The 23412-nt window shown below is 64.7% G+C and carries 25 protein-coding genes and 2 pseudogenes; 12 read left to right on the top strand and 15 right to left on the bottom strand.

The window, feature by feature from the left end; all coding sequences use genetic code 11:
* The first annotated feature begins 113 nt into the window (after positions 1-113).
* The 4 genes from dinB to JQ592_RS14385 all read left to right on the top strand — a co-directional run bounded on the left by dinB (position 114) and on the right by JQ592_RS14385 (position 6691).
* A complete protein-coding gene (gene dinB / locus JQ592_RS14400; protein ID WP_211403493.1) occupies positions 114-1214 on the top strand; it encodes a DNA polymerase IV in 1101 nt (366 codons plus the stop codon).
* A 99-nt stretch (positions 1215-1313) separates the two neighbouring features.
* Positions 1314-2726, top strand: coding sequence for a sensor histidine kinase (locus tag JQ592_RS14395; protein WP_211403492.1), 1413 nt, complete (start codon positions 1314-1316; stop codon positions 2724-2726).
* 318 nt (positions 2727-3044) lie between these two features.
* Positions 3045-5708 (top strand): bifunctional diguanylate cyclase/phosphodiesterase, encoded by a 2664-nt coding sequence (locus JQ592_RS14390; protein WP_211403491.1) that lies wholly within the window; start codon positions 3045-3047, stop codon positions 5706-5708.
* 62 nt (positions 5709-5770) lie between these two features.
* Entirely contained in the window at positions 5771-6691 is a 921-nt protein-coding gene (locus JQ592_RS14385) for an amino acid ABC transporter substrate-binding protein (protein WP_211403490.1), read from the top strand.
* 143 nt (positions 6692-6834) lie between these two features.
* Here JQ592_RS14385 and JQ592_RS14380 read toward each other — a convergent pair whose 3' ends face one another.
* From JQ592_RS14380 to JQ592_RS14370, 3 genes are all read right to left on the bottom strand, one after another.
* Positions 6835-7128, bottom strand: coding sequence for a hypothetical protein (locus tag JQ592_RS14380; RefSeq protein WP_080133712.1), 294 nt, complete (start codon positions 7126-7128; stop codon positions 6835-6837).
* 203 nt (positions 7129-7331) lie between these two features.
* Entirely contained in the window at positions 7332-7625 is a 294-nt protein-coding gene (locus tag JQ592_RS14375; RefSeq protein WP_211403489.1) for a DUF1330 domain-containing protein, read from the bottom strand.
* Between the two features lie 28 nt (positions 7626-7653).
* Positions 7654-8343 carry a DNA-3-methyladenine glycosylase I gene (locus tag JQ592_RS14370; protein WP_211403625.1) on the bottom strand — a complete coding sequence of 230 codons (690 nt, stop codon included), beginning with the start codon at positions 8341-8343 and terminating at the stop codon, positions 7654-7656.
* A 210-nt stretch (positions 8344-8553) separates the two neighbouring features.
* Here JQ592_RS14370 and JQ592_RS14365 point away from each other — a divergent pair, with 210 nt between their 5' ends.
* The gene (locus JQ592_RS14365; RefSeq protein ID WP_211403488.1) at positions 8554-9381 is read left to right on the top strand and encodes a metallophosphoesterase family protein; all 828 of its coding nucleotides are present in this window, start codon (positions 8554-8556) and stop codon (positions 9379-9381) included.
* Here the strand turns inward: JQ592_RS14365 and JQ592_RS14360 are convergent.
* From JQ592_RS14360 to JQ592_RS14345, 4 genes are all read right to left on the bottom strand, one after another.
* Positions 9320-9805: a Crp/Fnr family transcriptional regulator gene (locus JQ592_RS14360; RefSeq protein ID WP_211403487.1), complete on the bottom strand. Its 486-nt coding sequence runs from the start codon at positions 9803-9805 to the stop codon at positions 9320-9322. The genes JQ592_RS14365 and JQ592_RS14360 overlap by 62 nt on opposite strands.
* 79 nt (positions 9806-9884) lie before the next feature.
* On the bottom strand, positions 9885-10625 hold the full coding sequence (locus tag JQ592_RS14355; RefSeq protein WP_211403486.1) for a di-trans,poly-cis-decaprenylcistransferase: 741 nt from the start codon (positions 10623-10625) through the stop codon (positions 9885-9887).
* Between the two features lie 30 nt (positions 10626-10655).
* Positions 10656-11030 carry a winged helix-turn-helix domain-containing protein gene (locus tag JQ592_RS14350; RefSeq protein ID WP_063985952.1) on the bottom strand — a complete coding sequence of 125 codons (375 nt, stop codon included), beginning with the start codon at positions 11028-11030 and terminating at the stop codon, positions 10656-10658.
* Positions 11017-11634 (bottom strand): hypothetical protein, encoded by a 618-nt coding sequence (locus tag JQ592_RS14345; protein WP_211403485.1) that lies wholly within the window; start codon positions 11632-11634, stop codon positions 11017-11019. The genes JQ592_RS14350 and JQ592_RS14345 overlap by 14 nt, the downstream gene beginning before the upstream one ends.
* Positions 11635-11832: 198 nt before the next feature.
* On the opposite strand from JQ592_RS14345, the gene JQ592_RS14340 reads away from it, so the two are divergent.
* Positions 11833-13074 (top strand): S1C family serine protease, encoded by a 1242-nt coding sequence (locus tag JQ592_RS14340; protein WP_211403484.1) that lies wholly within the window; start codon positions 11833-11835, stop codon positions 13072-13074.
* A 175-nt stretch (positions 13075-13249) separates the two neighbouring features.
* Here the strand turns inward: JQ592_RS14340 and JQ592_RS14335 are convergent, their stop codons facing one another.
* The 5 genes and pseudogenes from JQ592_RS14335 to JQ592_RS14315 all read right to left on the bottom strand — a co-directional run bounded on the left by JQ592_RS14335 (position 13250) and on the right by JQ592_RS14315 (position 16304).
* Positions 13250-13987 carry a DUF899 domain-containing protein gene (locus JQ592_RS14335; RefSeq protein ID WP_211403483.1) on the bottom strand — a complete coding sequence of 246 codons (738 nt, stop codon included), beginning with the start codon at positions 13985-13987 and terminating at the stop codon, positions 13250-13252.
* An 18-nt stretch (positions 13988-14005) separates the two neighbouring features.
* Positions 14006-14338 (bottom strand): annotated as a pseudogene (locus tag JQ592_RS14330) (SRPBCC family protein); the annotation flags it as partial.
* A gap of 11 nt (positions 14339-14349) precedes the next feature.
* Positions 14350-14802, bottom strand: a complete 453-nt coding sequence (locus JQ592_RS14325) for an ArsR/SmtB family transcription factor (RefSeq protein WP_211403481.1) — start codon at positions 14800-14802, stop codon at positions 14350-14352.
* Between the two features lie 99 nt (positions 14803-14901).
* A complete protein-coding gene (locus JQ592_RS14320) occupies positions 14902-15180 on the bottom strand; it encodes a DUF3551 domain-containing protein (RefSeq protein WP_211403480.1) in 279 nt (92 codons plus the stop codon).
* A 149-nt stretch (positions 15181-15329) separates the two neighbouring features.
* The gene (locus JQ592_RS14315) at positions 15330-16304 is read right to left on the bottom strand and encodes a Bug family tripartite tricarboxylate transporter substrate binding protein (RefSeq protein ID WP_211403479.1); all 975 of its coding nucleotides are present in this window, start codon (positions 16302-16304) and stop codon (positions 15330-15332) included.
* Positions 16305-16445: 141 nt separating this feature from the next.
* Between JQ592_RS14315 and JQ592_RS14310 the strand changes: the two genes are divergently transcribed.
* Together JQ592_RS14310 and JQ592_RS14305 are read left to right on the top strand one after the other, a co-directional pair.
* The gene (locus JQ592_RS14310; protein ID WP_211403478.1) at positions 16446-16856 is read left to right on the top strand and encodes a VOC family protein; all 411 of its coding nucleotides are present in this window, start codon (positions 16446-16448) and stop codon (positions 16854-16856) included.
* 122 nt (positions 16857-16978) lie between these two features.
* Positions 16979-17392, top strand: a pseudogene (locus tag JQ592_RS14305) (AMP-binding enzyme); the annotation flags it as partial.
* Positions 17393-17514: 122 nt separating this feature from the next.
* Here JQ592_RS14305 and JQ592_RS14300 read toward each other — a convergent pair.
* Complete coding sequence (locus JQ592_RS14300) at positions 17515-18609, bottom strand: HD-GYP domain-containing protein (RefSeq protein WP_211403477.1); 1095 nt, start codon at positions 18607-18609, stop codon at positions 17515-17517.
* Positions 18610-18921: 312 nt separating this feature from the next.
* Here JQ592_RS14300 and JQ592_RS14295 point away from each other — a divergent pair, with 312 nt between their 5' ends.
* From JQ592_RS14295 to JQ592_RS14280, 4 genes are all read left to right on the top strand, one after another.
* On the top strand, positions 18922-19686 hold the full coding sequence (locus tag JQ592_RS14295; protein ID WP_211403476.1) for an alpha/beta fold hydrolase: 765 nt from the start codon (positions 18922-18924) through the stop codon (positions 19684-19686).
* A gap of 20 nt (positions 19687-19706) precedes the next feature.
* Complete coding sequence (locus JQ592_RS14290) at positions 19707-20042, top strand: hypothetical protein (protein ID WP_211403475.1); 336 nt, start codon at positions 19707-19709, stop codon at positions 20040-20042.
* Between the two features lie 180 nt (positions 20043-20222).
* Positions 20223-20894, top strand: a complete 672-nt coding sequence (locus tag JQ592_RS14285) for a dienelactone hydrolase family protein (RefSeq protein WP_211403474.1) — start codon at positions 20223-20225, stop codon at positions 20892-20894.
* 217 nt (positions 20895-21111) lie between these two features.
* The gene (locus tag JQ592_RS14280; protein ID WP_211403473.1) at positions 21112-21594 is read left to right on the top strand and encodes a hypothetical protein; all 483 of its coding nucleotides are present in this window, start codon (positions 21112-21114) and stop codon (positions 21592-21594) included.
* Positions 21595-21703: 109 nt separating this feature from the next.
* Here JQ592_RS14280 and JQ592_RS14275 read toward each other — a convergent pair whose 3' ends face one another.
* Both JQ592_RS14275 and msrA read right to left on the bottom strand, forming a co-directional pair.
* Positions 21704-22447, bottom strand: a complete 744-nt coding sequence (locus JQ592_RS14275) for a polysaccharide biosynthesis/export family protein (RefSeq protein WP_211403472.1) — start codon at positions 22445-22447, stop codon at positions 21704-21706.
* A gap of 227 nt (positions 22448-22674) precedes the next feature.
* Entirely contained in the window at positions 22675-23331 is a 657-nt protein-coding gene (gene msrA, locus JQ592_RS14270) for a peptide-methionine (S)-S-oxide reductase MsrA (protein ID WP_211403471.1), read from the bottom strand.
* Between the last annotated feature and the right edge of the window lie 81 nt (positions 23332-23412).

Genomic DNA, 23412 nt, shown 5'->3' with positions numbered 1-23412 from the left:
AACGTCAGATGGCCGCATTGAGCACGGCGAACGCGATCCCGGCAACGACGAACAGCGACACCTGAAGCATCCATCACCTCGCGCTTCGCTTTGCGCGATTGTATCATCCTTGCATGAGCGATTCCGACACGGTGACGGGCGACGCCTCGCCCGTGCGCAAGATCATCCATATCGACATGGATGCCTTCTATGCGTCCGTGGAACAGCGCGACAATCCGGAGCTGCGCGGCAAGCCGGTCGCGGTCGGAGGCTCGGCGGAACGCGGCGTCGTCGCGGCCGCAAGCTATGAGGCGCGCAAGTTCGGCGTCCGCTCGGCGATGCCGTCGGTGACGGCGAAGCGGCTATGCCCCGATCTGATCTTCGTCAAGCCGCGCTTCGAGGCCTACAAGGCGATCTCCAGGCAGATCCGCGAGATCTTTGCCGAGCACACGCCTGTCATCGAGCCGTTATCGCTCGACGAGGCCTATCTCGACGTGACCGAAAACCTGCAAGGCATCCCGCTGGCGCGGGACATCGCCTTGATGATCCGCGGGAAGATCAAGGCCGAGACGGGTCTCAACGCCTCGGCCGGCATCTCCTACAACAAGTTTCTGGCCAAGCTTGCCTCCGATCATCGCAAGCCCAACGGCCAGTTCGTGATCTCGCCGGAGATGGGACCGGCCTTCGTCGAGACGCTGCCCGTCGGCAAGTTCCATGGCATCGGCCCGGCCACAGCTGCGAAGATGAATGCGCTCGGCCTGTTCACCGGCCTCGACATCCGCAATCAGTCGCTGGAGTTCATGAACGCGAATTTCGGCAAGTCGGGCGCCTATTATTACTGGATCTCGCGCGGCGTCGACGAGCGGCCGGTCCGGGCCAACCGGATCCGCAAGTCCATCGGCGCGGAGACCACGTTCTCGGTCGACCTCGATGCATTCGACGCGCTGGTCGCCGAGCTCAAGCCTCTCGTCGACAAGGTCTGGCGCCATTGCGAGACGACCGGCAGCCGCGGCCGCACCGTCACCCTGAAGATCAAGTTTGCCGACTTCGAGATCATCACGCGCAGCAGGTCGGTCGCTGCGGCGGTTGCAGGCCGGGACGAACTGGATCGGCTGGCCTGCGGTCTGCTTGAAGCCGAGATGCCGCTGCCCAAGCGCGTCAGGCTGCTGGGAGTTTCGCTGTCGTCCCTCCAGGTCGGGGACGATGCGGAGCCGCAGCTCACTCTGGGCATCTGAGCCGGGCCAGCCCTCGGTAAACGTGACATCTTTAGCCGCGACGCGGCCGCGGACCTGTCGTAGAGACATTCCTTACGTCTTTTTGCCATTGATGTTGGAATGCTTGCCTTATTGATACGCCTGGGACTGCGCTTCGAAGACCGGATCGAGGAGCGGCGGTTTGTCGACCAATACGTCCGCGGCAGCCTCGGGTGGACGCAGATCGCGATGCTGCTCGGCGCTGCCACCTATGCCGGCTACACGCTGTGGGATTGGGTGCTCTACCCCGAGGTGGTCCCGACCACGCTTGCCATCCGTGGCGGCACGGCCGTGTTCATTCTGCTGCCGCTGACCGCGCTGCTGTCGCGGCGATGGATGAAGCCCTGGGCAGAGACGATCTTCCTCGTCTATTGCGTCATTCCCGGCTGCATCCTGCCCAGCATCTACCTGGTCCTGCCGTCGGGCTTCACCTTTGCCGCACCCGGCATGATGATGATCATCCTGTTCGTCTCGACCATGCTGCCATTGCGGATCGGGTCACTGGCGATCTTCTGCCTGCTGTCCTGGGTGGCGCTGATCGTCGCCGAGACGTTCGCGCCGACGCTGCCGATGGGCCTGCGGTTCATCAATCACTCCCTGGTCGGCAACGCTTATGCGCTATCGCTCTACGCCGTGGCGGCACGCGAGTACCGGGCACGAAAGCAATTCCGGACGTCCGAGGCGCTGCAACGGGAAAAAGAGCGTTCGGAGAAATCGCTGCGCGATCTGCGCGCGACCCAGGAGCACCTCGTGCAGGCCGAAAAGCTCGCCTCGCTCGGCCAATTGGTGGCAGGCGTCGCGCACGAGGTCAGCACTCCGCTCGGCCTGGCGCTGACGACCTCGACGACCATGCAGACCGATCTGCAGGCAATGGCGGACGCGCTGGGTGGAACGTCGGTGCGGCGCTCCGATCTCACGAAGGGAATTGACCGGCTCAGGCAAGGGCTCAAGCTGACCTTCGACAGTCTGCACCGCGCATCCGAAATGGTGCACAGCTTCAGGCAGGTCGCCGTCAACCAGGCCGACGAGGATCGGCGCGCGTTCGAGCTCCGGGATTGGCTGTCGGAGTTGATGTCCCGGCTCGGGCCGCTGCTGTCGCACCATTCCCTGGCAGTCGATGTCCAGTGCCCGGCGGGAATCAGGCTCAACAGCTACCCCGGCGCACTCGCGCAGGTGATCAGCAACCTCGCGCTCAATACGGCCGGGCACGCCTATCCCGACAAGAGAGGCGGCAGGTTTGCGATCACGGTCAGCCAGCCCGAACCGAAATCGGTCCGCCTCGTCTGCACCGATGACGGCGTCGGCATCCCCGACGAATTGCAGGCGCACATCTTCGATCCGTTCGTCACGACGGGGCGCGAGCGGGGCAACGCCGGCCTCGGCCTGCACATCGCGTTCAATCTGGTGGCGTCATCGCTCAACGGGCGCCTGCGGCTCGAGAGCAAGACCGGTCCGGGCACTCGGATCGCCATCGAGATTCCGGTCGAAGCATGACGGTGACGGGCTGTTCAAGCTCGTCACCAACGACGATTGGCGAGGATGGGTGCACAATAATTGCGCAGGGCCCGGTAGAAATACCGGGAAAGCTGCGACCGTGGCCGCATTCCCTCGCATCATCTTCAGCGACGTAACACGCACGTAACCGTATTCGAGTTTGCGGGACCGGCGAGGCGTCGGCTTTAACCTCATTCCAAATACCCGAAGCCTAGCGTGTTCCCCGAAGACCGACCGTCGCAGGGAGCAACGTTGCTGGCCGCTCGCGCACAGAAGGGTTTGTTGGCGGGGTTCGCGCAGGAGGGACAGCCACCTCCCATGCGCCGGATCGGCTCGACGCGTCCGGTTGCCATCCTGATGCTGTGCGGCGGATTCCTGATCGCGCTCGTCGTTTGCACCATCGCGCTCATCCTGTCCAACCTGCGCTATCACGCCATTGAGGAGAGCAAGCAACAGCTGCTCGCAACGGCCACCGTGCTGGCCAATCAGGCGGCGCGCGATTTCGACGCCGCCAATTTGATCGAGGCGAGCCTGATCGAGCACATGCAGACGCTCGCGGTCGTGTCCGACGAAGTCTACGCGCGTGCCATGGCAAGCCGCGACATCCAGCTCATGCTGGAGGACAAGATCGGCGGCTTCCCGCACATCGAGGCCGTGATGCTGGTCGGCGCCGACGGCAAGGTGATCAACTCGTCGATAGCGTGGCCGACCCCACCCCTCAATGTCGCGGATCGGGATTATTTCCAGGCGCTCAAGGCCGATCCCGCCCTGAACACGAAGCTGGGCCGGCTGGAGAAGGATCCGCGCAGCGGCGCCTGGACGATCCCGCTGGCCCGGAAATTCATGGGGTCCGACGGGGAATTCCTGGGCCTGGTGGTCGGCACCATCAAGTCTCAATATTTCGAGGAGCTGTACCGGACGCTGGTCCGCGGCCCCGATGAATCCATCGCACTGCTTCGCCAGGACGGCACGATGCTGGCGAGTCATCCGCATGCCGATAGCGCGATCGGCAAATCCCTGCTCGGCAAGTCCTTGTCCGAGGGCCGGCTGAACGAGATCACGCGACCCGGCGGCGGCGTGATCCGGTGGCGCGACGGGGCCGACGGCTCCGAGCGCCTGATCGCGGCCGCGCACCTTGCCGGCCTTCCGGTGCTCCTGACCAGCAGCACCACGGTGTCCGCCGCGCTGGCCGGCTGGTGGACCGAGGCCCTGTTCCTGATCGGGCTCACGATCGTGCTGGTCGTCGCCATCGGCGGCACCGGAGCCGTCGTCGTCCAGTATTTCCGCAAGCAGAGCATCCAGCTCGACGCCACGCTCAACAATCAGTCGCAGGGCGTGTGCATGTACGATGCGCATCATCGCCTGATCGTGTGCAACGACCGCTACGCGGAGATGTTTCATCTTCCCGGCGAGCTGACGCGGCCCGGGACCACGCTGCGGCAGATCTTCGACCATCAGATCTCGCAAGGTCTCCATTCCCAAAGCGGCGCCGAGAACCATATCCGCGGGCTGATGACCATCGTGACGGCCAACAAGCCGGCGAGCATCGTCGCGGAGCTGTCGGACGGACGTGCCGTCGTGGTCGTGTTCCGGCCGGTGCCGGGCGGCGGCTTCGTGATGACGGTCGAGGACATCACCGAGCAGAAGCGCGCGGAGAAGCGGATCGCGCATATCGCACATCACGATGCGCTGACGGGTCTGCACAACCGCGCCTCGTTCTCCGAATATCTCGCGACGACGGTGGACGAGGCGATCCGAGCCGGCGAGGTATTTGCGATCCTGTGCCTCGATCTCGACCGCTTCAAGGAGATCAACGACCTGCATGGCCATCTCGTCGGTGACGCCCTGCTGCGCGACGTGGCGCGGCGCCTGCAAGAGGTCGCAGGGGACACCTTCCTGGCGCGGGTCGGCGGCGATGAATTCATCGTGGTGCTGCTCGGCGAAGCGCAGGCCGCGGCGGCCGGTCAGCTGGCGGAGCGACTGCGGACGGCTCTGGTCGGCGATATCGAGCTTGCCGGCCGGCAGGTACGCATCGGATTGAGCGTCGGCATCGCGTGCGCGCCGGCCGACGGAAACGACCCGACCACGCTATTGGCCAATGCCGACATCGCGCTCTACCGCGCCAAGGCGGAAGGGCGCAACGCGATCCGTTTCTTCGAGCCGGAGATGGGGGCGCAGCTACGCGACCGCAGCGAGTTGCAGCACGATCTTCAGTCCGCCGTGGCCAATGGCGAGCTGCGGCTCGATTACCAGCCCCTGGTGCGGATCTGCGGCGAGATCGTCGGCTTCGAAGCATTGGTCCGCTGGCATCACCCCCGTCGCGGCCTCGTCCCGCCCGGCACCTTCATCCCGCTCGCCGAGGAGAACGGGCTGATCGTCGCGATGGGCGAATGGATCCTGCGTGAAGCCTGCCGCGAGGCCGCATCCTGGCCGAACGAATTGAAGATTTCCGTCAACCTGTCGCCGGTGCAGTGCCGCAACGACGACATCGTGCGCCTCGTCCACGAGACCCTGATCACCAGCGGATTGCGTCCGCACCGGCTCGAGCTCGAGATCACGGAGGGCGTGCTGATCGACGACTTCTCCGGCGCGGTCTCGATCCTGCGCAGGCTCAAGGCGCTCGGCGTGCGCATCGCGCTCGACGATTTCGGCACCGGCTATTCGTCGATGTCCTATCTCCAGGCCTTCCCCTTCGACATGATCAAGATCGACCGCAGCTTCATTTCGAACCTCGATCACGCACAATCGAAGGCGATCCTGCGCGGCGTCATCGGGCTGGCGCGCGGGCTCGAGCTTCCGGTCACCGCGGAGGGCGTGGAGACGCAGGCTCAGCTCGACGTGCTCTCCCACGCAGGCTGCGACTATGCACAGGGTTTCCTGATCGGAAGGCCGGCCGCGATCCGGCAATACGCACGGATCGTCGGACGGCCGGACCGCTTCGATCGGCCCGAGGCCTGGGCCGGCCTTGCATCCACGGCTTGAGCGGACGGCATGATCGATCCGCTCCAGATACGATTTGTCGATCTCCAACGAAGGGCTGCAACATGACCATCAGGATGATCCTGGCCGCGGCGGCGCTGAGCATCGCGGCCCAGGCGGCGACGGCCGAGGAGCTCAGCGGCGTGCTGGACAAGATACGGCGCACCGGCACCATCACGCTCGGCCACCGCGAATCGTCGATCCCGTTCTCGTACTACGACGAGAATGAAAAGGTCGTCGGTTACGCCATGGACCTCTGCTACCTCGCCGTCGATGCGGTGAAGGCGCGGCTCGGCCTGCCAAAGCTCGACGTCAAGCTGGTGCCGGTCACGCCATCGGGCCGCATTCCGTCGGTCCTCAGCGGAGCGATCGATCTCGAATGCGGAACGACCACCAACAATCTCGAGCGGCAGAAAGTGGTGTCGTTCTCGACGACCTATTTCGTCGCCGCGAACCGCTTCGCCGCCAGGGCGGCCGCCAAGCTCCGGACGCTGGATGACCTCAAGGGCAAGGTCGTCGTATCCACCATCGGATCCACCAACATCAAGCAGATCAGCGAGCTCAACGGACGGCAAAACCTCAATCTCACCATCCTCGCCGCCAAGGACAATGGCGAGGCATTCCGGATGCTGGAGTCATACCGCGCCGATGCCTTCCTGATGGACGACATCCTGCTCTACAGCCGGGTGGCGGATTCGGCGAATCCCGGCGACTACACCGTGTCCGACGAGGCGTTGTCGATCGAGCCGTACGGCATCATGATGCGCCGCGACGATCCGGCGCTCAAGAAGGTGGTCGATGACGCAATCGCCGCCGTCTATCGCAGCGGCGAGATCGAAAAGATCTATGCCAAATGGTTCCAGGCGCCGACGCTGCCGAAGGGCATCAATCTCAACGTTCCGATGAGCGTGCCGCTCAAACGTGCGATCGAGAATCTGATCGACAGCGGCGACCCCGCCGCCTATCGGACAGGCGGCACGAACTAAAGCGCGATGACCGGACCTCGCGCTCCGACCTCGACAGGCCGGAGCGCGACGGCACGGCTGGACCTGGCGTCGGCGAATGCACGCCCGGCGCGGACCGCTGTCCTCGGGATCACCGGCCATGACCGGTCAATCCGGGCATGCCTTCAATGCTTCATCTGCTCGAACACCACGATCACGCCGGTCGGCTCCGGCTCGTGCGCCATCAGGCGCGTCAGGTCCGAATCGCTCCAGTCGGCGAGGCTGACCACTTCGCCGCTCTGGCGATCTGCTCCGAGTGACGGGGTGGGTTCGAGCACCTTGAGGCCCATCTCGTCGACGAAGAAGGTGTGCTCGCCGAACATGCTGTTGAGCTGAGGCATGGCGGGATGCTCGTCGGGCAGCACCTGGGCGCCGAGTTGATGAACGGTCTGCTTCACCTGTTCGGTTGTTAGCTTCATGCGCTGCTCCGTTGCTGTCGTGTCCGGTTTCATGGGCTTGGGCCAGAGCGGGCGTTCCCTGCGCCTGCGCGCCTGGCTCAGACTCCCGAACAGGTGCTGCGCACAAATGTTCCTTCAAAATGCATTTCGTGATCATGCGGTTCATCTGCCGCGCTGGCGGCACGAGATCGCCACAGGATGCACACGATCCGGCGTGAACGGCGCTATTCGGCGGCTTCGACGATCCGGATGTCGCGATCGGCGCCATCGCCGAGCAGATCGTGTGCGGCCTGGTAGGCCGGGCTGGCATAGGCCGCCTTGGCGCGCTCGACGCTGTCGAACTCGATGAGAACGACGCGCTCCATCTGGCCGAGCTCGAAGGCCGCAGCCGGCACGCCGCGCGCGAGCACACGGCCCCCGGCCGCCTCGATCGCCGGCCGCGACAGCTTGGCATAGGCCGCCATCGCATCGGGATTCTTGATCGCGCGGTAGGTGGCAACCCAATAGGCTTTGGCCATTTTGTGATTTCTCCGAGGTTCTCGTGACCTAATGCTCGCTGCGGTTTTCGCCGACCGACAGTGCGCAGATGCGCGACAGATATGTGTAGGGCAGTCCGGTCTCCTCGGCCCAGGCGTTGAACTGCGCCTGAACCTTGGCGAGGTCGCCCTTCGATTTCACCTCTTCGGCGATGTCGAGGCCGGCATCGCGCAGGCACACGACGACGTCCTTGGAGGTGACGAAACCGTCCCAGCCGACGAAACGCAGCAGCATCTGGCCGGTGTTGCCGCCCAGCCGGCTGCCGCGCTTGGTGAGCAGATCGAGCAGGCCGACCTCGTTGGATGCCGGCCATTTCGCCAGAAACTTGCCGAAGCTGCCGTGCTCCTTCGCGATCTCCTGCACGAAGGCGGCGTTGTCGCGCACCGACATGATCTTGGCGCCGTTGCGCACGATGCGCGCATCGCGCAGCAGGCCTTCCCAATAATCCTCGGGCTGGAAGCTCAGCTTGGCCGGCTGGAAATGCAGGAAGGCGTCTTCAAAGCCGTCCCATTTCGAATCGATCACACTCCAGGCGAAGCCGGCGCAAAACACCCGCTTGGTCATCTCGGCGAGGATGCGGTCGTCGCCGAGCCTGGCCAGACGCTTCAGGTCGGGCTTGTCGGGCATCAGCTTGTCCAGCGCCTTGGGCCCGCCCTTGCGCTTCTCGGCGCGCGCACGAATGGTCTTGAAGGAGGTCATGTGGACACGGGTGTTGAGGGTAGGCCACGACACCAGAATTCGGCGATCCGGTCCAGCCCTCGCGTTGCCGCCCCCTTGCGCTCGGCGGCGCGCCGCAGCATGCTGTCGCCGGTTGGATTGACGCGAAGGGGCGGCCGGGCTGGTCTGCTTCTTGCTTTGTGACGTTTTGGAATCCCCTGACATTTTTGATCTCTCGCCGACGGATTTTCCATGCGCTGCCTGGTCGTGGCCGACCTGCACTACTCGCTGCCGCAGCTCGACTGGCTGGTCAGCGCGGCGCCGCAATTTGACCTCTTGATCTTCGCCGGCGACGCGCTCGACATCGGCTCGATGGTGGATTTCCGCGCGCAGATCGTGGTGGTGAAGAAATACCTCGCGCTGTTTGCCGCAAAGACCCGCGTGATCCTCTGCTCCGGCAATCACGACCTCGACGAGCGCAATGCGGAGGGCGAAAAGATCTCGCGCTGGATCTCGGAGGTGCGCGAGCTCGGCGTTGCCTGCGACGGCGACAGCCTCACCATCGGCGACATCCTGTTCACGGTGTGCCCGTGGTGGGACGGGCCGCTGGTCAAGCAGCGCCTCATCGACCAGTTGCGCGATGCCGCCGCCAGCCGGCCGCAGCGGTGGATCTGGGCGCATCATGCGCCGCCGGCGGATTCACCGACGAGCTGGGGCGGCAAGCGCTTCTTCGGCGATGTCGAGCTGGTGCAGTGGATCATGCAGTACCAGCCGTCGATGGTGATCTCGGGCCATGTGCATCAATCGCCCTTCATCACCAATGGATCGTGGTTCGACCGGCTGGGCCAGACCTGGGTGTTCAACACCGGCCTGCAGCCCGGCCGTCCCCCGACCTACATCGTGCTGGATTTCGGTGCGGACAAGGCGTTCTGGCTGGCGGCGGGCCAAGCGCAGTGGATCGACCTTGCCGCGCCGCTGAAGCGGCCCGCAGCTCCCATCGAGGCGCCGCCCGACTGGCTCACATTCTTGGATCAGATTGCCGATCCGAGCCTGGCTCGACCTCAAGCGGCGGCAGGTTGATCATGCTCTGCAGCACCTCGCCGACCATGGCCAGATGCGTGCCATGCCCGGCATATTGCCGCTTGAGATCGGCAAGATAGGTGTTGGCGACGTTGAGCCGCTGCGCCAGCATCTTTGCGATCAGCAACGCGATGCCCGGCTCCTGCTTGAGGAACGAGGCGGCGTCCTCGAACTCGTAGATGACGGCATCGGAGCAGGCCCGCACGGTTGCGGTGTGCGGCAGGCCCAGGAGCACGGACATCTCGCCGAGAATCGCGCCGGGCTCTGTGACGGTGGCGACCACCATCTCGCCCTTGAGCACCTCGAGCTTGCCTTGCATCAGCACGTAGAGATGGCCGCTGGTGCCACCCTCGGTCACGACGAGCGTGCCGGCTGCAACCTGCCGTTCCGTTCCGCCGGTGCAATAATCCAGGACTGCGCGCATCTTGTGAAAGCTCCCATCGCTGGGGATACCCCACCCGATACTAGAGCACGATCCGAGCCACGCGGCAAATCAACGCGGGTCACACACGAGAGAGCGAGGGCACCTCTTCGGGGAGGATCGCCTGCAGACCGCCGAACCGGCGCTCGCGGTTGTGGAAGGCGGCGAGCGCCTCCGTGAGATCGCCCGCGTCGAATTCGGGCCACATCCGCTCGGTGAAGTGCAGCTCGGCATAGGCGCCTTCCCAGAGCAGGAAGTCCGACAGCCGCTTCTCGCCCGAGGTGCGGATGATGAGATCGACGTCGCGAAGGCCGGCCTCGCCGGTGACGAGCTGCGAGAACGCTTCGCGGGTGAGGCTGGTCAGCGCCGCCGCCTTGGCGGCCGCGTTGAGGATGGCATCGCGCGCGGAGTAGTCGACGGCGATACGCAGATGCAGTGTGCTGCCGCGGGCGGTCGCCTCTTCGGCGCGCGCGATCGCAGTGGCAATGCCGTCAGGCAGCCGGTCGCGGCGGCCGATCACGGTGAGGCGCACGCCGTTCCTGGCGAGGCTCTGCACCTCGTTGGCGAGATAGAAGCGCAGCAAGGTCATCAGCGCGGCGACCTCGGCCTTCGGCCGCCGCCAATTGTCGGCGGAGAAGGCATAGAGCGTCAGCGTGCCGATGCCCTGCTTGGGTGCCGCCTCGACGATGCGGCGGATGGTCTCGACGCCGGCCTCGTGGCCGCGCACGCGCGACAGGCCGCGTCGCGTGGCCCATCTGCCGTTGCCATCCATGATGATGCCGACATGAAGCTTCTCGTTACGGGACGTGATGTCACTTTGCATTGCAAAGTCTCCGGTCAAAAAAGGGGAGGATCAGGTCGAGATGATACCGAGGCGGCCGAGCGGCGGCGCATCGCGGCCGGCGGCTTTTGCCGCGTCGCGCACCAGGCGCTCGAGCACGGCGAGATAATCGAGGAAGCGGCGGCGGCCGGCCTTGGTCAGGCGGCAGGTGGTGTGCGGACGATTGCCCTCATAGCCCTTGGTCACCTCGACGAGGCCGGCCTCCTGGAGCACCGCAAGATGCCGGCTGAGATTGCCGTCGGTCAGCCCGCAGAGCTGCTTGAGGTCGGCGAACGCCAGACCCTTCGGATGCGCCATCAGCGAGGTCAGAAGCCCGAGCCTCGCCTTCTCGTGGATGACGCGGTCGAGCCCTTCATAGGAAAAAGGCGCGCTGTCAGTCTTCGACATCGTTGTCTCCGGACGCGAAATACAGAATGCCCGCCATCACCGACTGCCCGATCACGAAAGGCAACCCCATGGTCCATGGCGACAGGGTATGGGTTCGGCTCGCGAGCACCACGACCGCGAAGCCGGAAACGAAATACCAGGCCCCGGCGAGTGCGACGGTGCGCGGCAGCGAGCGGACCGAAGCGAAGATGCCGAGCGACACCAGGATCTGCCACAGGCCCGGCAGCAACCACAGCGTCTCGCTCGCGAACTTCCACATCACGACCGCGAGCAGCACACCGGCAACGCCGGCAGGCAGAAACTGCTCGACCGCCTGGTGGATCATGGCATCGGCAAGGCCGGAATGATGACGGCGCGAACGCGCGCGCATCTCGATACCGATCATCAGGCCGGACAGCAGGGCGGCGATGAGCCAGCCGAGGAAGAAGCCGACCGGCTCGCTGCTTGGATCACCAAGCAGCCAGAATTGCAGGATCGTGGTGAGCAGCGCGACGGCGCCGGTTGCCGCCATCGTGGCCGGGCCATAGCCGCGGAACGCCGTGCCCGCCGCGATCTGGCTGCGGATCGCCACGATGTCAGCCAGTGCCTTGTCGAGATCGCGCATCGGCAACGCCAAAACCTCGCTCCGCCCACGTTTCCGGGGTTATCGGCCCGTTACTTTGTATTGCAAAGTATATAGGATCGCAAAGTAATGGCAAGCCGAAAGTCGCCCCGGCGGGATTCGATCCGTGCGAACAACTGCCGGTTGCGCAGCACCCATCCCCGCAGATAAGATGCGCGCAAAAGCGTTCCGGGGGCTGGCATGTGGCTTAAGTCGTTAATCGTTGCGTCAGTGTTGCAGGTGAGTGTCGTCGCGGCGAACGCGGCGGGACCGTTCGGCTCCATCAATGTCGGCAACTGGATCGGCGGCGCCTTCAGCAATGACGAGACGGGAGCGTTCTCGCATTGTGCGGCCACTGCGCCTTACGCCAACGGGGTGAGTCTCGTCGTCGCGCAGAATGCGGCCGGCTCCTGGCTGCTGAGCCTCGCCAGTCCTGGCTTTCGCTTCAACAAGGGCGATACCGCACCCGTCGACTTCATCTTCGACGGCCAGGAGCAGGCCAGGTTGTTTGCGACCGCCGGCGCCCCCAACATGGTGACGACCATCCTGCCCCTCAACGTCGCTCGCACCTTCCAGAAGGCAAGCCTGATGGTGGTGACGACCAACGGCAGCAAGCCGCTCCAATTCGTGTTGACGTCGACGGCGCCCATGATCGCGGCACTGGCGAACTGCGTCACGCGGGTGAAGGCAGACGGGCTCGGCAAGGCTGGGGATTTCACCAAGGGTACCGCGAAGCCGGCGGCCACGGCGGACAAGCCGGCGTCGCCGTCGGCCGGCAAGTCCGCCAAGTCAAAGAGCGGCACCGGCTTCGTGGTCAGCGCCAATGGACACATCGTCACGAACAACCATGTGATCGACGGCTGCAGCGACCTCAAGGGCAATCTCACGGGCGAAGCCGCAATGGTGTTGCGCGTCGTATCGAGCGATGCAAACAACGATCTCGCCCTTTTGCAGGCGCCGTCGACAGTGACGTTCAAGGAGTTTGCCCGGATCCGCGACCGCTCGATCCGCTCCGGCGATTCCGTCGTCGCGATCGGCTTTCCCTACCACGGGCTACTGAGCTCGGACTTCACCGTGACCACCGGCATCGTGAGCTCGCTCAGTGGCATGCGCAACGATTCGCGTTTCCTTCAGATCAGTGCGCCCGTGCAGCCCGGCAACAGCGGAGGCCCGCTGTTCGACACCACCGGGCAGATCGTGGGCGTGGTCACGGGAAAGCTCGACAATCTGCGGATCGCGGTCGCGACCGGCAACATCCCCGAAAACATCAACTTCGCCATCAAGACCGGCGCGTTGCGCGACTTCCTCGACAACTCCGTGGTGCCCTATCAGACCGCCGAGCCGAAGGGCGAACTCAAGACCACCGACATCGCCGGCAACGCCCGGCCTTATACGATGCTGATCTCGTGCAACGCGACGGAGCAGGCCGACGCGAAGCGGTGAGGCCTGTCCGCGCCTTGCCTCGGATGTCGTCCTGGCGAAAGCCAGGACCCATTACCCCAAGAAGTAGTTGGGCGAAAGATTGGTCGTTCGGTACGACTACCGAGCGCCATCGATAGATTCCGCGCTATGGGTCCTGGCTTTCGCCAGGACGACATCGAGGAACGGACCGCTCCCCTCACCCGTGGCAGCACGCCGCCTTCGCTGCCTGGGGCTCGTACTGGTCGCGGAGGCGAACCCAGTCCATCGGATAGGGCAGACCTTCCTCGTGACGGCCGAGCGGGGTGAGATCGAGATATTGATAGGCGGCGTTCATCATGTCGAGGCCGCGGGCGAAGCAGGAATAGGTGTGGAATATCTCGCCGGCCTCGTTGCGGTAGAACACGCTGATGCCGGGCAGCTCGGGGCCATAGATCGGCGTAGTGCCAAAATTGTACATCGGCTTGCCGGTCGCGATCTCGTCCGGCGAGAACGTCACGCCGTAATCGCGGTTGAAATCGTTGTCGCCTGAGGAGACCCAGTCGAAGGTCCAGCCCATCCGGTTCTTGAAGGCCTCGAGCTTTGCGACAGGTGCCAGCGAGACCGCGGCCATGGACGTGTCGCGCGCGGCCAGATGCGGCACCATGCGCTCGAACCCGTCGGCCCAGAACGAGCAGCTCTTGCAGGCCGCATCCCAGTCGGGCGCGAACATCACGTGCTGGACGACGAGCTGCGGACGCCCCTTGAAGAGATCGGAGAGCGTGACCTTGCCGTTCGGCCCCGCGAAGACGTAGGTCTTGTCCACCTTCACCCAGGGAAGCTGGCGGCGCTCGTCGGCAAGCCGTTCGCGGGCCTGCGTCAACTCTTTCTCATGGGCCAGAAGGGTCTTGCGCGCCGCAATCCACTGCTCGCGCGAGACGATCTGATGTTGCTGCATGGCATTCTCCTTTGGAGTTCAGGCAACGAAGGCATCGAGCTTGTCGAAGAACGAGGTCCAGCCGCGCTGATGGTTGTCGCGTGCGGTTTCGTCGGCGAACTGGGCGTGATGGAACACCATCAGGGTGCCTGTACTGTCCGGCTTGAACGAGATCGTGACCAGCGATTCGCGCTCCGGCGTCGAGTGCCAGGCCCAGGTGAAGACCAGAAGCTCGTTCGGCACGACCTCGCGATAGATGCCGCCGGCCTCGAAATATTCACCGTCGTCGCGGACGAAGCTGATGCGGTAGCTGCCGCCGGTGCGGACGTCGAGCTCGGCTTGCAGGGTCGCCGGCTTCATGTTCGGCGGCCCGAACCACTGCGCTAGCTGCTCGGCTTGCGTCCAGGCGGCGAAGACTTTTTCCGGCCGCGCGCGAAGCCGGCGCGTGAGCGTGAGGCTTGGACGTTCCGCTGGTCGTTCGGCGGCGTTGACGGCTGTGTTGGCCATGTCTCTTCCTCCACGAAGGCGGCAAGACGATCGAACTTGTCGGACCAGAACTGGGCATAGCGATTGAGCCAGTTCATCGCCTGCTCCATCGGCTGCGCGGTGAGCCGGCAGGAGACCGTGCGTCCGGTCTTCTCGCGCACGATCAGGCCTGCATCCGTGAGCACGTCGAGATGCTTCATGATCGCCGGAAGCGAGACCGGAAACGGCGCAGCCAGCTCGCTCACCGACAAGGCCTCCCGCTCGCCGAGGCGCGCGAGCAATGCCCGCCGCGTCGGGTCGGACAGCGCAGCAAAGGTCCGGTCCAGTGCCTCGTCCTTATACTTAACCATGTGGTTTAGTATAAGCGCGCACGAAAATGCGTCAAGCCGGAACCTGCCCGCGCGGGTCCGCACGACTGCGTGATTGGCCAGCGCTCGTGCGAAACGCGATCAGTACGGCGCGACGGGCCGCGTGCGCCGGGGCGGGCGAGGCGGCGGCACCTGCTGCTGGCCGTAGGCAAATCGGGGATTGCGGTCGCAATACAGCAAGCGGCCGGAGACGCTGGCCTGGCACTGCTCATAGGTGCTGTAGGCGCATTCGCCGGGATAATCATATTCACCGCCCTGGGCGCACCAGGGATAATCGCGTGCCGCCGCCGGCGTGATGGTGACGAAGCCGGCAAGGACCGTCGCGCACAGCGTCAGCAATGCCAATTGCGTCTTGCGCATGATCCCAACTCCTTTGCTCACGGCGCGAGATACGCGCCATCTATCATCAGGTTTCGCCGCAGCGTTTTATTCCGGATCAACGACACAACGCACGCAAGAAAAAAGCCCTGCCGAACGGCAGGGCTCCCTTCCCAGTCATCACAAGACCGCTACTCGACCTTCAGGCCGGCGAACTCGACCACCTTCTTCCACTTCTCGGTCTCGGCCTTGATCTCCTCGCCGAACGCCTCGGGCGTCTGCACCCGCGGTTCGCCGCCGAGCTCGACCAAGCGCTTGGTCATGTCGGGCTCCTTCATCAGCGTGTTGATCTCGCTGTTGAGCTTGGCGATGATCTCCTTCGGCGTGTTCTTCGGCGCGCCTATGCCGAACAGCGCGCTGGCCTCATAGCCCTTGACGGTGTCGGCGATCGGCTGCACGTCGGGCAATTGCGGCGACCGTTCCGTGGTGGTGACGCCGATCGCGCGCAGCGAGCCGGAGCGGATGTGCTGGATGATCGAGGGCATGTTGTCGAAAATCACCTGCACCTGGCCGCCGAGCATGTCGGTGATCGCGGGCGCCGCGCCGCGATAGGGCACGTGCTGCATCTTGCAGCCGGTCATCGCCATGAACATCTCGCCGGAGAGGTGCACCGAGGTGCCGTTGCCGGACGAGGCCATGTTCACCTTGCCGGGATTGGCCTTCACATATTCGATGAACTCGGCGACGTTCTTGGCCGGCACGTCCTTGTTGACGGTCATCACGTTCGGCACGCGCTGGAACGAGGCGATCGGCGCGATGTCGCGCACGAAGTTGAACTTGAGGTTGCTGTACAGCGAGGCGTTGATGTAGTTGGCCGGATTGACCATTTGCAGCGTGTAGCCGTCGGGCTCGGCGTTGATGACCGATTCGGTGGCGATGTTGTTGCCGGCGCCCGGCTTGTTCTCGATCACGAATTGCTGGCCGAGCTTTTCCGACAGCCGCTGTCCGATCAACCGGGCCAGGATGTCGGTGGCACCGCCCGGCGGATAGCCGACCACCCATTTCACCGGGCGGGCCGGATAATCGGCGGCAAGCGCCTTCGACAGCGGGGTGGCTGCAAGCGGACTGGCGGCGAGCAGGCCCAGCGCGGTACGGCGAGTGATCATCTCAAGGGTTCTCCCAGTGTTGTTCTTGAAGGGCCGTTGTTCTTGAAAGCCGGATAGCTTGAAAGTGGCGTCGGCGCGGTTGTAACAAAGCTTGCTGCGGGCGGAAAGTGCGCGGGGCGCATCACGACGAAAGGATAAGGCATGCCGGTCAAGGTCGAAGCCCTGGATCATCTCGTGATCAACGTCGCCGATGTCGCGGTGACCGCCGAGTGGTACCGCAAGGTTCTCGGCATGGAAGTCAAGATGTTCGACCCCGGCGGCGGCAAAGCGCCGCGGACTTCCCTTCAATTCGGTAACCAGAAGATCAACGTCCGTCCCCGCGATGCCGACAAGGTCGAGTGGTTCACCGCCGACCACCAGACCGCCGGCAGCGACGATCTGTGCTTCCTCACCTCCTCCGCTCCGGACGAGGTGGTGGCGCATTTGAAGGCACATGGCGTCGCGATCGAGGAAGGCCCGGGCCCCAGGCAGGGCGCCCGCGGCACGCTGCGCTCGGTCTATTGCCGGGATCCCGATGGCAGCCTGATCGAGATCTCGTCGTACGAAAGCTAGACTCGTCATTCCGGGGCGGTGCGCAGCACCGAACTATGGTGCGCAGTTGCGCACCTGAGAATCTCGAGATTCCGGGTCTGGTCCTTCGGACCATCCCGGAATGACGAAGGAGAGAACGAACAGCAACGCGCGAAAGCTTCGACGCGCACGGCTTCTTTCTTACCGGCGACCGCGTCGAGCGATTGGAAAACGGCTTCATCAAGTTCGGCGACCGCGCCAAGGACATGCTGAAGGTCGGCGGCGAGAACGTCGCGGCCTCCGAGATCGAGCAGGTCATCGCGCTCGTCCCCGGCGTGCACGAGGCCGCGGTGGTGGCGAAGAAACACCCGATGCTGGACGAGGTGCCGGTCGTCTTCATCATCCCGCATGGCGGCGTCGCGGGTGCTCCGCCCGACCTGCACGACACGGTGATGGCCGCCTGCCGCAACGGCCTCGCCGACTTCAAGCTGCCGCGCGAGATCAGGCTGGTCGACGACATGCCGCGCTCGACGCTGGAGAAGGTGGCGAAGGCGGAGCTGAGGAAGATGGTGGGGTAGCGGCGTCGCCAAACGGCAAACTGCCGTAGGGTGGGCAAAGGCGCGCCAGCGCCGTGCCCACGTTCTTGGAAGTGGTGGGCACGCTTCGCTTTGCCCACCCTACGGCAGCGGAGAACGCCGCGTCAAAACGACCCCAGCGCCACCGGGCGGAACGCCTGGAGCAGCTGCTGGTCGAGCTTGCCGCCCATGCCTTCCATCATGGTGAAGGCGCGGGAGTGGGTGAAGGGCATGCGGTAGGCGCGTTTCTCCACCAGGGCGGCGTAGATGTCGACGATCGTCGTCAGGCGCACGATGTCGCTGATCTGATTCGACGACAGGCCGTTCGGATAGCCCGAGCCGTCGAGGAATTCGTGGTGATGCAGCACGACGTCCAGCATCTCCGGCGGGAAGCCGCCTTGGGCCGCGAGCGCGTCATAGCCGCGGCGCGGATGCTGACGGACCTCGGCCATCTCCTCGTCGGTGAGCTTGCCCGGCTTGTCGAGCAGCACGGACGGAACGAAGGCCTTGCCGACGTCGTGCAGCAGCGCGGCACGGGTCAGGCGGCGCTGGTCGTCCTCGCGCATGCCGAGATGCTGCGCGAAGGCGACCGCAAAGCCGGTGACGAACAGGCAGTGGCGATAGCTGCCGACGTGATGGCAGCCGACCGTGGTGAGCCATTCGCGCAGCGAGGAGTGCTTGATCGCCTTCAGGATCTTGCTCTCGGCGGCGATGACGTCGTCGAAGGTCAGCGGCACGCCGAGCGGCAGCTTCTCGAACATTTTTGCGAGCACCGCATGCGCCGCCTCGACGCCGCGGTTGAGGGTCTTGCCGCGATCGGTCGCGTCATAGGTGGCCGTGTCGGGAAACGCGGCGCGGATGCGCTGCAGGATCGCATCGGGCTGCAGCGGGCGCGAGATCGTGTCGGTGGCGCCGAGCGCCCAGGCCTGCATGGTGCCGTGATGCAAGGCGTCCGCAAGCACGAACAATCGCGGCATCGAGCGATAGGCATCGCCGCGCAGCTTGTTGCGCACCCGCTGCACGCTCTCGGGCGAGCGCAAATTGATGTCGACCACGAGGCCGGAGAGATCGCGCGAGGGCTGCTCGGGGATGTCCTGCGTGGTCACCGTCGAAACCTCGCCGACCGCCTTCAGGATGCTGGCGAGCTCGGTGCTCTCGTCGCTCCGGTCGGAGGCGAGCAGAAGCCGGCGTTTGGCGGTGGTTTTGGCTGGCGCGTTCATGGCTTCCCCAAAGGCACGGGTCGGGATTTGGCGTCAGCCTAAGCCGGATCAGGTTCTCTGGCCCTTAAGAGGCGTGCTCAATGGAACCCTTCGGAATTGCGTGCAATTTTACGGAATTCGGGTTCCGGGAGCGGAACAACAAAACAGCGAAAACAACCCCATGCACAGTAGAACGACCATTGAAAATGCTGGGGTTTTTCGAGCGCCGGAGGGAAGGCTCCTGAGACACATCGGGTTCATGCACAAGGGCATGTCGCGCGATCGAAATCATCCCGGCTAGACTGAACGAGAAACAAGAAGGGGCGGGAAACCATGCCTGTGATCGATCGGGACGGCGTCGGGATCTACTATGAGGTTCACGGCGATGGGCCGCCGCTGCTGCTCACCCACGGCTACTCCTCGACCTCGGCGATGTGGCATGGGCAGATCGATGCGCTTGCGAGGGATCACAAGCTGATCTTGTGGGACATGCGCGGCCACGGCCGGTCCGATTATCCTGACGATCCCAAGGCCTACAGCGAAGCGCTCACCGTCGGCGACATGGCGGCGATCCTCGACGCCGTCGGCACGGAGCGCGCCATCATCGGCGGCCTCTCGCTCGGCGGCTACATGTCGCTCGCCTTCTATCGCGCTTATCCGGAACGTGCTCGCGCGCTCTTGATCATCGACACCGGTCCCGGCTTCAAGAAGGACGATGCGCGCGAGGCCTGGAACGCGCGGGCACTGGCGACCGCCGACCGGCTCGACCGCGAAGGCCTCGACGTGCTGAAGCAGGCGACGCGCGAACGCGCCACCGCCAACCATCGCAACGCCAAGGGACTCGCTCTGGCCGCGCGCGGCATGCTGACCCAGCGCGATGCGCGCGTGATGGAGCTATTGCCCGACATCAAGGTGCCGTCGCTCATCGTGGTCGGCGCCGACGACACGCCGTTCCTCGCCGCGTCCGACTACATGGCGGCCAAGATCCCAGGCGCACAAAAGGTCGTGATCCCCGCCGCCGGACACGCCGTCAACATCGACCAGCCCCAGGCTTTTGTTGACGCGGTCGCGCCTTTCCTGAAGAACTTGCCGGGATAGGCCGAACAGGGACGTAAGCAATGAAGCGAGCGATGTTGGCGGCGAGCGCCGTGTTGCTGTCGATGTCTGCGCAGGCCGAGCCGTTCGGCACCGTGCCGCCGCGCCGGCCTTTCGTCACCACCTTGTCGAACAACACGCCGCTCGCCTTCGGCATGGATGCCGAACAGACCGCGCGCGCCCTGGGGCAGCCGTTGCAATATGTGCGCGGGCGACCCGGCAACGAGATCTATCTCGCGCTTCGCAACATCGGCGGCAGCGGGCTGATCCCCTACCGCCACCGCCTGTTCCTGCAATTCCGTCACGGACGGCTGGCGGGATGGAAAGAGGACTACGGCGAGAACTGGATGTGGGAGTGAGGGCGGAGCACAACTGCCTCCCCTCATCCTGAGGAGCTTGCGCAGCAAGCGTCTCGAACCATGAAGGCCCCGCTGCCGCATCTCGGCCTTTCATCCTTCGAGACGCGCGCGAAGAGCGCGCTCCTCAGGATGAGGGGAGCGAGCTGAATTTCGGATCGACAACCAAGAAGGACAACCCGCGTGGGACAGGACATCAAACTGACGGCTTCCGACAATTTCCAGCTCGGCGCCTATCGCGCCGATCCCGCCGGCACGCCGAAGGGCGCGATCGTGGTGATCCAGGAGATTTTTGGCGTCAACCATCACATCCGCTCGGTCTGCGACCGCCTCGCCAAGGAAGGCTATGTCGCGATCGCGCCGTCGATCTTCGACCGCACCACGCCGAACTTCCAATCCGGCTATACGCCGGATGAGATCGCGGAGGCGCGCAAGTTCGTCGCCAATCCGGATTGGGCCGCGATGCTGCGCGACACGCAAGCGGCGATCGATACGGTGAAGAGCATCGGCCCGGTCGGCATCGTCGGCTTCTGTCTCGGCGGCAGCATCGCCTTCGTCGCGGCGACGCGATTGACCGGCCTGAAGGCCGCGGTCGGCTATTACGGCGGCGCGGTCGTGCGCTTCGCCGATGAGACGCCGAAGGTTCCGACGCAGCTGCATTTCGGCGAGAAGGATGCCGGCATCCCGTTGACCGATGTCGAGACGATCAAGACCAAGCGCCCGGACGTCGAGGTCTTCATCTATCCCGGCGCGCAGCACGGCTTCCATTGCGACGAGCGCGCCAGCTACGACAAGACCAGCGCCGATATTGCCTGGCCGCGCAGCATGGAATTCTTCGCGAAGCATTTGAAATAGCAACCGCTGTCATTCCGGGATGCGCCGCGAAGCGATGCAGACCCGGAATCCATACTCCCGATCGTGGTTATGGATTCTCAGGTGCGCAATTGCGCACCATAGCTCGCGCTACGCGCGCCCCGGAATGACCAGAGGAGGGAGCAGGAATCGGGTGGCTGCAGCCTGACACTCGGCGATAGAGCTGGCCGATCAAGCCAACTCACGCCGGGAGATCGCCATGCAGCAGGCCGATACGAACCTCGTCATCCGCAATCCGTTCGGAACCATGGACGTGCCTGCGCCCGGTGATTCCGAGGTGATGGACTATGCCGCTTCCGCCACGCTTACCGGCGATGCCGCCGACGTCAACGCGGCGCAATGGGCGTCCATTGCCGCATCATCCGATCCCCTCGAAGGCATCTGGGCGAGCCGCTGGAACGGCGGTGCCGATCCGACCATCGCGGGTGATACGCCGGAGAAGTGGAAAGAGGGGCGCGCCGAAGTGCGGATTGCGGGCGAGCGCATCTATCTGCGCTTCGACTGGGACCATGGCCGCCGGCACGGGCTGATCGATGCGGCGCGCGACGACACCGGCCGGCTGGTCGGCAAGTACATCAACCTGACCAATCCGGCGATCACACGGCCATGGGTCGGGCGCGTGGTCGATGTCACGCGGATCGACGGATGTTTTCCGAACGGGCGGCTGGATTTCAGGCGGTGAGCGCGCGTTTCTCTGCCTCGTCATTCCGGGACGCGCCGACAGGCGCGGACCCGGAATCTCGAGATTCCGGGTTCGATGCTGGCGCATCGCCCCGGAATGACGGCGAGTTTCAGAACCAGCGCTCGCCGACGAACACGGTGTCGCCCGGTGCCAAGGGGGTGCCGAGCGGCACCACGGCGCGCATGGCGCCGCCGTTCTCGCTGTGCGTCACGGTGACCACGTCGCGCTTGGCGCGCGGCGAGAAGCCGCCGGCGATGGCGACGGCGCTCTCGACCGTCATGTTCGGCACATAAGGATATTGGCCGGGCGCGGAGACTTCGCCGAGAATGAAGAACGGGCGATAGGTGTCGATCTCGACGGCGACCGAGGGTTCGCGGATGTAGCCGTTGCGCAGGCGCGCGGCGATCTCGCCGGCTAGCCCTGCCGTGGTGCGGCCGCGCGCGGGCACCGCGCCGATCAGCGGCATGGTGATGGAGCCGCCGGCATCGATGGCGTAGCTGTTGGTGAGACCTTCCTGGCCGTAGACCACGACGCGGAGCTTGTCGCCGGCATCGAGATGGTAGGAGGCATCGTAGCGCCCCGGCGCCGCCATCGGCGCGGCGTAGCCGACCGGCATGGGCGCAGGCGCGGAGGCAAAGGAATTGCGCAGTGCGCCGATGGCGCCGCCACCGTCGGCGACGACCGGCTGCGGCGCGCCGTAGGGCTGGCCATACGCCATCGAATCGAGATCGGGACGGGGCTGCACCATCGCGACGGGGCCGGCGGTCTGCATGCAGCCGCCGAGGGCGAGCGCGGCGGACGCTGCCAGGGCCACTGCCGAGATCGACCATCGAAACGCGCGTGCAACCGGCACCGGACCTGTCCCTCGAAACGAGATGGCTCCAGTGATGCACCGGTTATGGTTAATAAAGCGTTGAGCCGGGGTTGTGGCGCTGCGCTATCGCGTTGTCATTCCGGGGCGATGCGCAGCATCGAACTAAGGCGCGCAATTGCGCGCCTTAGAATCTCGAGGTTCTCAGGTGCGCAACTGCGCACCATAGTTCGCCTCTTCGAGGCGCCCCGGAACGACGAGTTGACGGACTACGCGCCCACACCGACGCCGATCGGGCATGACACGCCGGTGCCCCCTAAGCCGCAATAGCCGGCGGGATTCTTCGCCAGATATTGCTGATGATAGTCCTCGGCGAAATAGAATTCGCCGGCCGGCGCGATCTCGGTGGTGATGGCACCGAGACCTTTTGCGGCAAGCGCCTTCTGATACTGCGCCTTGGACTCGTCGGCCGCTTTCTTCTGCGCTTCCGAGTAAGTGTAGATCGCGCTTCGGTACTGCGTGCCGACGTCGTTGCCCTGACGCATGCCCTGCGTCGGGTTGTGGCTCTCCCAGAACGCCTTCAACAGGCGCTCGTAGGAGATCCTGTTCGGATCGAACACGACCAGCACCACTTCGGTGTGGGCGGTGCGGCCCGAGCAGACTTCTTCATAGGTCGGGTTCGGCGTGTGGCCGCCGGCATAGCCGACTGCGGTGGTGTAGATGCCGTCACCGAGCTCCCAGAACTTGCGCTCGGCGCCCCAGAAGCAGCCGAGGCCGAACACCGCCTGCTCGAGGCCGGCGGGATAAGGCGGCTGCAATTTGCTGCCGTTGACGAAATGAGTGGTCGCGGTCGGGATGGCTTGCGCACGACCGGGCAGCGCCTCAGCTGCGCTCGGCAATGCGGTGGTCTTGCGCATGAACAGCATGATCGGATCTCCGAAACGAGCTGGCCGTCGCTTGAGCCAGATGCTCAGGCGGCGTGCTCGCGATCAGGTGGGAATATAGGT

The sequence above is a fragment of the Bradyrhizobium iriomotense genome (genome assembly GCF_018129405.1).
Lineage (GTDB): Bacteria > Pseudomonadota > Alphaproteobacteria > Rhizobiales > Xanthobacteraceae > Bradyrhizobium > Bradyrhizobium iriomotense_B.
This window is presented reverse-complemented; position numbering and strand designations above follow the sequence as displayed.